Source organism: Paraburkholderia franconis (assembly GCF_009362735.1).
GTDB lineage: Bacteria > Pseudomonadota > Gammaproteobacteria > Burkholderiales > Burkholderiaceae > Paraburkholderia > Paraburkholderia franconis.
Window position 1 is genome coordinate 1 of the sequence record NZ_WHNP01000161.1, and the last position, 6,003, is coordinate 6,003.

Sequence of the window (6,003 nt, forward strand, 5' to 3'; positions counted from 1 at the left end):
CTCGCTGATCCAGCAGGGCGATGGTCGTCCCACCGTGATTGTGCTCGACAACGCGAGCGTTCACCACAGCATCGATCAGCACACGCTGGACCGCTGGTTTCTCGAACACAAGGCGCTCCTGTTCTATCTACCGCCGTACAGTCCCGAACTCAATTTGATTGAGATCGTGTGGAAGCACATGAAATACCACTGGCGGCGTTTCGTCACCTGGACAAAGGAAACCATCGACGCCGAACTCGCCGCGCTTCTATCCGGCTATGGCACCAAATTTCAAATCAATTTCTCGTGAACACTTATCCCATTGGAACTGCGCATGGAAGCCATCAACATGTCGCTGGGCGAAATCATCGCGCGCTGCAAGGCGCCGTACGTCGTCAGCAAATACCGCATCCATTACGTCGCGGCAACGTGAAGGCGCCGAAGGGGCCGGCAATCAAGCTGAAAACCATCTCCGAGAAATTCCGGCAGGCGCGGCGCCTGGCGGGCTATACGGCAGACGACGACCCGACGCTCCATGAGATCCGCAGCCTGTCGAAACGACTCTATCTCGAACGGTGCGGCGTCGATACCAAGGCGCTACTGGGTCATCCCACCGATGCAATGGCGGACCTGTACGCGAATGCGCGCGGCCTTGAGCCATTGAAGGTGAGGATCAGTAGCAACGTGAAATAATTCATCCGTATGCAGTTCACGCGCTGTCCGGGCTGAATTAAGGGAAAGCAACGGATACGACAGCCAGTTCGCCGCGTACCGTCAAGCTAGGGGTTGCCGACATCGTTGGCTCGAAACGCCGCGTCCTCAGAGGCGCCACAAATGTCCGCAGACGACCCGTTTGCTGCATCATCTGCTGACGCCATCACATATAAGTCATGAAAGTCATGTTGTTAGAGCTTCTAAGCGCGTATGCTGGGAATGCCACCTTGGTACGCAACGCACCAGGAGCAATACCATGGCCAAGAGTCAACTACGCAGCACTCGCGAAGCGAAAAAGCCCAAGCAGCCCAAGAAGCCGTCAGTGCCGGCAACCCCGTTCAGCACGGTTCATTCGCGGGTTGGGAACGAAGGTGTCGCCAGGAAGAAGACGTAAAGCGGTTGGCCGCGGACACGCGGCACAGTGATTACACGCAACTTGTAACCTTCACCGCAGGAAATCGATATCTCCACATTGAAAGCGCAGACCGCTTCGGGAGGCGCATCATGATCCATCACAACTCGGATCCCACTTTTCGCGGGCTTCCGCTCACGGCCGAGCAAGACTCGGAAATTCGTCACTACCTGAACAGGAAGGCCAAGCTGGGCAAGCCATGGAATACCCCCGAACTGCGCGGGATGCTTGAGGACATGCTGCTGCCGCCAAATACCGAGGACGACAGCCAGAGCGACATCCCGGGCGACGCGTTGACCGCCGCAGAGCGCGCAGCCGCGTTCGTCGATCAGGACATGGAGCCAATCGAGGCGTATGAGGAATTGCATGCCGCGATGGAAGCCGAGAGCATGAAAGGCGATACGCATTAGCGGGGCGCTCCGCGCTCGTAGTGAGCGTGCAACCCCGTCCATCAAAGGCGTAGAACGGAGGACAACACATGGCGCTCAGTTTTTCCAACCCCAGCCGCAGCTATGATGGGACGAGGCATGGCGTGTGGTTCTGGGGTTACGACAACGCACGCGAGATTACGTTCTTTGTGGAAGACCGCGTACTGAAGAATTTCGACTCCGCTCTCGGTTCTGACGAAGCCGGGGTGCTGGCCTCCTTCGACCGGCATCGCAATGAGATCTTGAAGATCGCCATGACGCAATATGTCGAGGGGCCGCAGACTCTCTACACGCTGCACTAGGACGTTGAACGCGGCCGTCGAAGCCGCTCCACCGTGGCGCAGGGCCATGGCTGCGCGATATGGAGCGCATAAACGCGTACCTTCATCCCCCAGATCGCGTCAGAACGCTAAAGGTTGGCGAGCAACGCAAGTTGATGTCTGGTTTCGCTGCCTTCCACCAACGAGTAAGCGCACAAGCACTTCCGTTCGTCGGACGAGAAGCCGTACTCCCGGGAAAAGCTATCCCAGTGCGCGTCTACGATCGACATCGGTTTGCCATGCGCGCGTGCGAACCAGTTCATCATGCGACTTGCCTGGCGGCGAATCAGCACGCGCTCCCGGTCCAGAACGTACGATTCGTATCCGGCGCGAAGAACAAGATAGTGAGGAATTCCCTGCATTTCGCCACTCCGTGGGCTGTCAGCGTTCAGTGAGCTTCATCAGAATGTCTGCATACCACGCGCAGTTCAGGCCAAGCGCCTCGTCATGCTCAGTGTCGCGCGCACCGATATCGAAGCGCGTCGAATGGACGCCGAGCAGCGTCCAGTGCAGTCCGTCATCGTGCATATTCAACCGTCCGCTGTCTGCCATGACAACAGGGGCTCCGCTGGTTCCCCGATGCGTTCGCGCGTCAGTCAGAAATTGCCCTTTCCCCTGGAATCTCAAGCCGAACGAAGACGCGACAACAGCGTGCCGGACCACCGGCAGATGGTGAAGCGAATCATGAAAACCAAGCGGATACCCCACCACGAGAAGCGGGCTGCCAATCTCAACGGCCTGGTCCAGGCCGGGCAGGTGCGCCGGGGTAAAGGTCCGATAAGCCATCGTATCCGGCAACGCCGATTCCTGCAGCTCCACAGCAGCCACATCGATCGCACCGCCTGCATCGCAGCCTTGTCGCCAGACGGCTCGCCGGTCGACATAAAGCGGGACTGAAAACCAGGAGGAAGCACCGAGGTTTGCCGGATCGATGTGCAGCTCGATTTCAATGCGGTCCGGGCAATGGCCGCTCGGCTCGTCAATGAGGACGTGCCGGCTCGTCACGAAGAATAGCCGCTTCTCGCGGGCAAAAAAGAATCCGCTCGCGCTCGTCATCATCGCATCCTGCGAGTACGTATGCACGCGGGTAGCGGCTAGCAGTAGTGAATCCATGAACCTTGCCTACCCGTTTGGCCGCACGTCGATGGGGCCCGATAAGCGTACGCGGCGGCGCTCGACGGTGGGCCGTCAACTTACTCCGGAACCGCAATATCGCCGTTCACGAGCTGCCAGCCGTAGACCTCGGCGAAGTTCTTCGCGTGCTGCGCATCCTCGCATAGGGGCATGTCCGCGCAGCCGCGAAACGGATAGATGACCCGCTTGTCGGAAAGACGGATCACCTTCAACGTCGGAACAACGCCACCCATCGTCCGACGAAACGACGCGGCGACCTCATAGTTCTCCACGCCAGGCTTATATTGCTGCATTCGCGTCTCCTCGCTGATTGCACGGTCCTGCGGCCCGCTCATAGATCACGCACCGACTGCCCGTCGACCTGTCCATCAATCAGGCGCTCCGCATAGTCGCTCGATGCCTTGCGCGCCTCGCCCGCATCGCAAAACGGCGCACGATGTGGAATCCGAAATACCCGGCTGGCCGTCAGTGTGTCGTCGGTGCCTCGGCGGCATATCCTGACGGCAGCGTCGAAGCCAGCGCCGTAGTCGTATGATCCAACGGCACCCTGAGGAATGCGGGAATAGACGAGGGGATAAATCTCCAGCCCTCTGTAAGTTCTGACGTGCTCGCTCATGATGTAGTCCAAAGGTGTGAGCCATGACGAGAAGTAGCCGGGAACCACCCAGCGTGTGGCAAAAGGGTAATTGCCGCAAACGAAATGGCGATGCGCGGCGCGCCGCAGAGGTCGGGATGGTGTAACGATCGCAGCGGCACAGCTAGCGGAATCGGCGTCCGGGGACGGAATATCGCTTCATCTGGAAAGGGGAGAAAGCTAACCAGGCAACAGAGGGGAATCGGGTGCCGCCCGTGAACGCGAACTCCGATGGACGACAGGCATGAGTGAAAGACTGCAAAGCGATGCTATCAGTGTACCACCTGGCCCTGTAGTGGACCGCCCTTTTTATCAAGCGTCAGACCACACATCGGTGATCCCGGGCTTCGAATTGGCATCGTAGTTCGACGGCTATGCCGCCGACGACGGTGATCCGGTTCGCACCGAGCAGGTGGAAGCTACCGCAACGCTCGGCGCCGTAACAGAAGCTGCAGCAGTCCTAGGCCCTCTACAAAACAAATGCAGCTCTTATCCCGGAGCCGCCCATGACGGACCGGTCGTCCGGTTGCGCCACGCGCCTGGCCCTTCCAATACCATCCTGGTCGGCCGGGCCACCGCACTCGATTATGTAAACGCCCGTCGCGAAGAAGTCGGATTACCGCCTATAGCACTGGACGACGGCCTGGCTGCGGCCGCTGCGGCCCGTGCGAAGTACCTCGACCTGAATCGTGTCGGTACGCACGATGAAATCACCGGAAATCCCGGCCTCACGGGCGTCGACGTAATCACGCGTGTCCGGCTCCATACGCCCGCCGATGGGGTGCGCGCATTCGATGCGCGGCGCAAGACGTCAAGAGCCAAGTCACTCGCGCTCGCATAAGGCAGCGTTTGCGGGATTCTGAGAGGCACAAGCGCCAGCTTGTCCACTCTGACGGCCCCGCCCACGGGCCGCCGCGAATGCCTTGGCGGCAAGGTGGCTCGCATTCGCATCAGGCAGCGTTGTTTGAGAGAGACCAATGCGGCCGCGCCCACCGACTGCCGCAAACACCTTGACGAGGTTTACACGATTACCTGTTTAGGGCCGATCGCTCAAAGCATAAAACCCCGCCTAAGCGGACCGCCTAAGCGGGGTTCTGATACCTCGCGCCGAGGCCGTGTCTTATTGCGCCGCCTTCTTGTGCGTCACGTGGTGACTCACTTTATGCATGTGCTTCGTGGTCTTGTGTGCAGGCGCCGGCGTCGTGGCGGCCGTGGCGGCCGGAGCCGTAGCGGTGGCTGCCGGTGCGGTCGCAGCAGGTGCGGAAGCCTGGGCGGATGCGACAGTAGCGAACAGGGATGTAATCAGGGCGGCAGCAAGCTTCTTCATTGGAGTCTCCAGGGGGAAGGCGGCGATTCATTACGTCGTCCAATGCCATAACGCATCGGGATCGGTCTCGTTGACGTCAGGTAACAGGCTTCGCGAGCTTGTCCGGTATCAACCGCGCTTCAGCGTCATTGCACCTCCCTGCCTCTGCCCGACGGCCCGATACGACCACGTCAACGACGATCGTGGCCGCCGATCGTCATGCTCACCGGTGCTGTACTTCAATGCGGGTTCCGCCATGGGAAGCGGTCTTCCATCCGTTCGGTGTGGCACACCGTGGTCAATGATGTGTCTTCAAAACCATCCCTGCATGTCGCCACCGATGACTTCGTCTGCACACGATGTGTGTTGATGCAGTTGCTTCGGTAGAGCATGGGGATTTCCGGTAGGGCGCGATCTCAGTCCTATGCCGCGTGACCCTCTCCACATCATCCTTAACGTCACGGCGTTCGATGGTCAGCGCCGCATGGTCAGGGTGGATAGTATTTTCGTGCGGAAAATGGCGGTTAGCTTTGAAAGAGCCAATCGATCAAGGGCTTGCGCGCCGGTCGACCCACGCGAGATCCAGGGGCGGCAAAGACTTTCTGCCGGCCGTTCGGCTCCATTTCAAAAGTAGTGAGCGAAACCGATGCGGCATCTTGGGAAGTCTCAGGGAGACGCCCTTGCCGTTCAAAGCGAACGCAAAGTTCTGAAAGTTGCGTTTCATGACGCCGAACCGCTCCATTGGCGGAAGCCACCCGCCGCCAGCATCGGCCCCTGGCTTGATCGCGCGGTGGTCCTGTTCGATGATATTGTTCAAGTACTTCGTCTGGCGGATCTTGATGGGCGTTTCGCGCTCGGCGTTGATGGCTTCCAGCGCAGCCAGATTGGCGCCACTCTTGTCGATCGTCACCGTCTCGGGTTCGCCATTCTGGGTGATCGATTTTTCGAAATACTGTCGCGCCGCAGCCTTGTCCCGATGGGCTCGCAAGAGAAAATCGATCGTGTTTCCGGCCTTGTCGACGGCGCGATACAGGTATTTCCATTGGCCTCCGACCTTAATGTAGGTCTCGTCGACA

At 59.4% G+C, this 6,003-nt stretch carries 10 protein-coding genes and 1 pseudogene; 5 read left to right on the forward strand and 6 right to left on the reverse strand.

The window, feature by feature from the left end:
• From GCT13_RS46600 to GCT13_RS46615, 4 genes are all read left to right on the forward strand, one after another.
• A partial coding sequence (locus tag GCT13_RS46600; protein ID WP_152761409.1) for a transposase occupies positions 1-289 on the forward strand: 289 nt, incomplete at its 5' end.
• A gap of 119 nt (positions 290-408) precedes the next feature.
• A complete protein-coding gene (locus tag GCT13_RS46605) occupies positions 409-672 on the forward strand; it encodes a site-specific integrase (protein WP_152768326.1) in 264 nt (87 codons plus the stop codon).
• 525 nt (positions 673-1,197) lie between these two features.
• Positions 1,198-1,515 carry a hypothetical protein gene (locus tag GCT13_RS46610; RefSeq protein ID WP_152768327.1) on the forward strand — a complete coding sequence of 106 codons (318 nt, stop codon included), beginning with the start codon at positions 1,198-1,200 and terminating at the stop codon, positions 1,513-1,515.
• Positions 1,516-1,583: 68 nt separating this feature from the next.
• On the forward strand, positions 1,584-1,835 hold the full coding sequence (locus GCT13_RS46615; protein WP_152768328.1) for a DUF1488 family protein: 252 nt from the start codon (positions 1,584-1,586) through the stop codon (positions 1,833-1,835).
• Between the two features lie 107 nt (positions 1,836-1,942).
• Here GCT13_RS46615 and GCT13_RS46620 read toward each other — a convergent pair whose 3' ends face one another.
• The 4 genes from GCT13_RS46620 to GCT13_RS46635 all read right to left on the reverse strand — a co-directional run bounded on the left by GCT13_RS46620 (position 1,943) and on the right by GCT13_RS46635 (position 3,603).
• Positions 1,943-2,215 carry a hypothetical protein gene (locus GCT13_RS46620; RefSeq protein WP_152768329.1) on the reverse strand — a complete coding sequence of 91 codons (273 nt, stop codon included), beginning with the start codon at positions 2,213-2,215 and terminating at the stop codon, positions 1,943-1,945.
• Between the two features lie 19 nt (positions 2,216-2,234).
• Positions 2,235-2,966 (reverse strand): S1 family peptidase, encoded by a 732-nt coding sequence (locus GCT13_RS46625; RefSeq protein ID WP_152768330.1) that lies wholly within the window; start codon positions 2,964-2,966, stop codon positions 2,235-2,237.
• An 80-nt stretch (positions 2,967-3,046) separates the two neighbouring features.
• Positions 3,047-3,280, reverse strand: coding sequence for a DUF6723 family protein (locus GCT13_RS46630; protein ID WP_152768331.1), 234 nt, complete (start codon positions 3,278-3,280; stop codon positions 3,047-3,049).
• Between the two features lie 38 nt (positions 3,281-3,318).
• Positions 3,319-3,603, reverse strand: a complete 285-nt coding sequence (locus GCT13_RS46635) for a hypothetical protein (protein ID WP_152768332.1) — start codon at positions 3,601-3,603, stop codon at positions 3,319-3,321.
• A gap of 430 nt (positions 3,604-4,033) precedes the next feature.
• On the opposite strand from GCT13_RS46635, the gene GCT13_RS46640 reads away from it, so the two are divergent.
• Positions 4,034-4,462: a CAP domain-containing protein gene (locus GCT13_RS46640; RefSeq protein ID WP_321575065.1), complete on the forward strand. Its 429-nt coding sequence runs from the start codon at positions 4,034-4,036 to the stop codon at positions 4,460-4,462.
• Positions 4,463-4,741: 279 nt separating this feature from the next.
• Here the strand turns inward: GCT13_RS46640 and GCT13_RS46645 are convergent, their stop codons facing one another.
• Both GCT13_RS46645 and GCT13_RS46650 read right to left on the reverse strand, forming a co-directional pair.
• Entirely contained in the window at positions 4,742-4,948 is a 207-nt protein-coding gene (locus GCT13_RS46645; RefSeq protein WP_152768333.1) for a hypothetical protein, read from the reverse strand.
• A 757-nt stretch (positions 4,949-5,705) separates the two neighbouring features.
• Positions 5,706-6,003: pseudogene (locus GCT13_RS46650) on the reverse strand (IS6 family transposase); the annotation flags it as partial.

Excerpts from the sequence above, each read along its gene's own strand:
- GCT13_RS46610 (WP_152768327.1), top strand. The coding sequence starts at position 1,198 with ATGATCCATCACAACTCGGATCCCACTTTTCGCGGGCTTCCGCTCACG.
- GCT13_RS46615 (WP_152768328.1), top strand. The coding sequence starts at position 1,584 with ATGGCGCTCAGTTTTTCCAACCCCAGCCGCAGCTATGATGGGACGAGG.
- GCT13_RS46620 (WP_152768329.1), bottom strand. The coding sequence starts at position 2,215 with ATGCAGGGAATTCCTCACTATCTTGTTCTTCGCGCCGGATACGAATCG.
- GCT13_RS46625 (WP_152768330.1), bottom strand. The coding sequence starts at position 2,966 with ATGGATTCACTACTGCTAGCCGCTACCCGCGTGCATACGTACTCGCAG.
- GCT13_RS46630 (WP_152768331.1), bottom strand. The coding sequence starts at position 3,280 with ATGCAGCAATATAAGCCTGGCGTGGAGAACTATGAGGTCGCCGCGTCG.
- GCT13_RS46635 (WP_152768332.1), bottom strand. The coding sequence starts at position 3,603 with ATGAGCGAGCACGTCAGAACTTACAGAGGGCTGGAGATTTATCCCCTC.
- GCT13_RS46645 (WP_152768333.1), bottom strand. The coding sequence starts at position 4,948 with ATGAAGAAGCTTGCTGCCGCCCTGATTACATCCCTGTTCGCTACTGTC.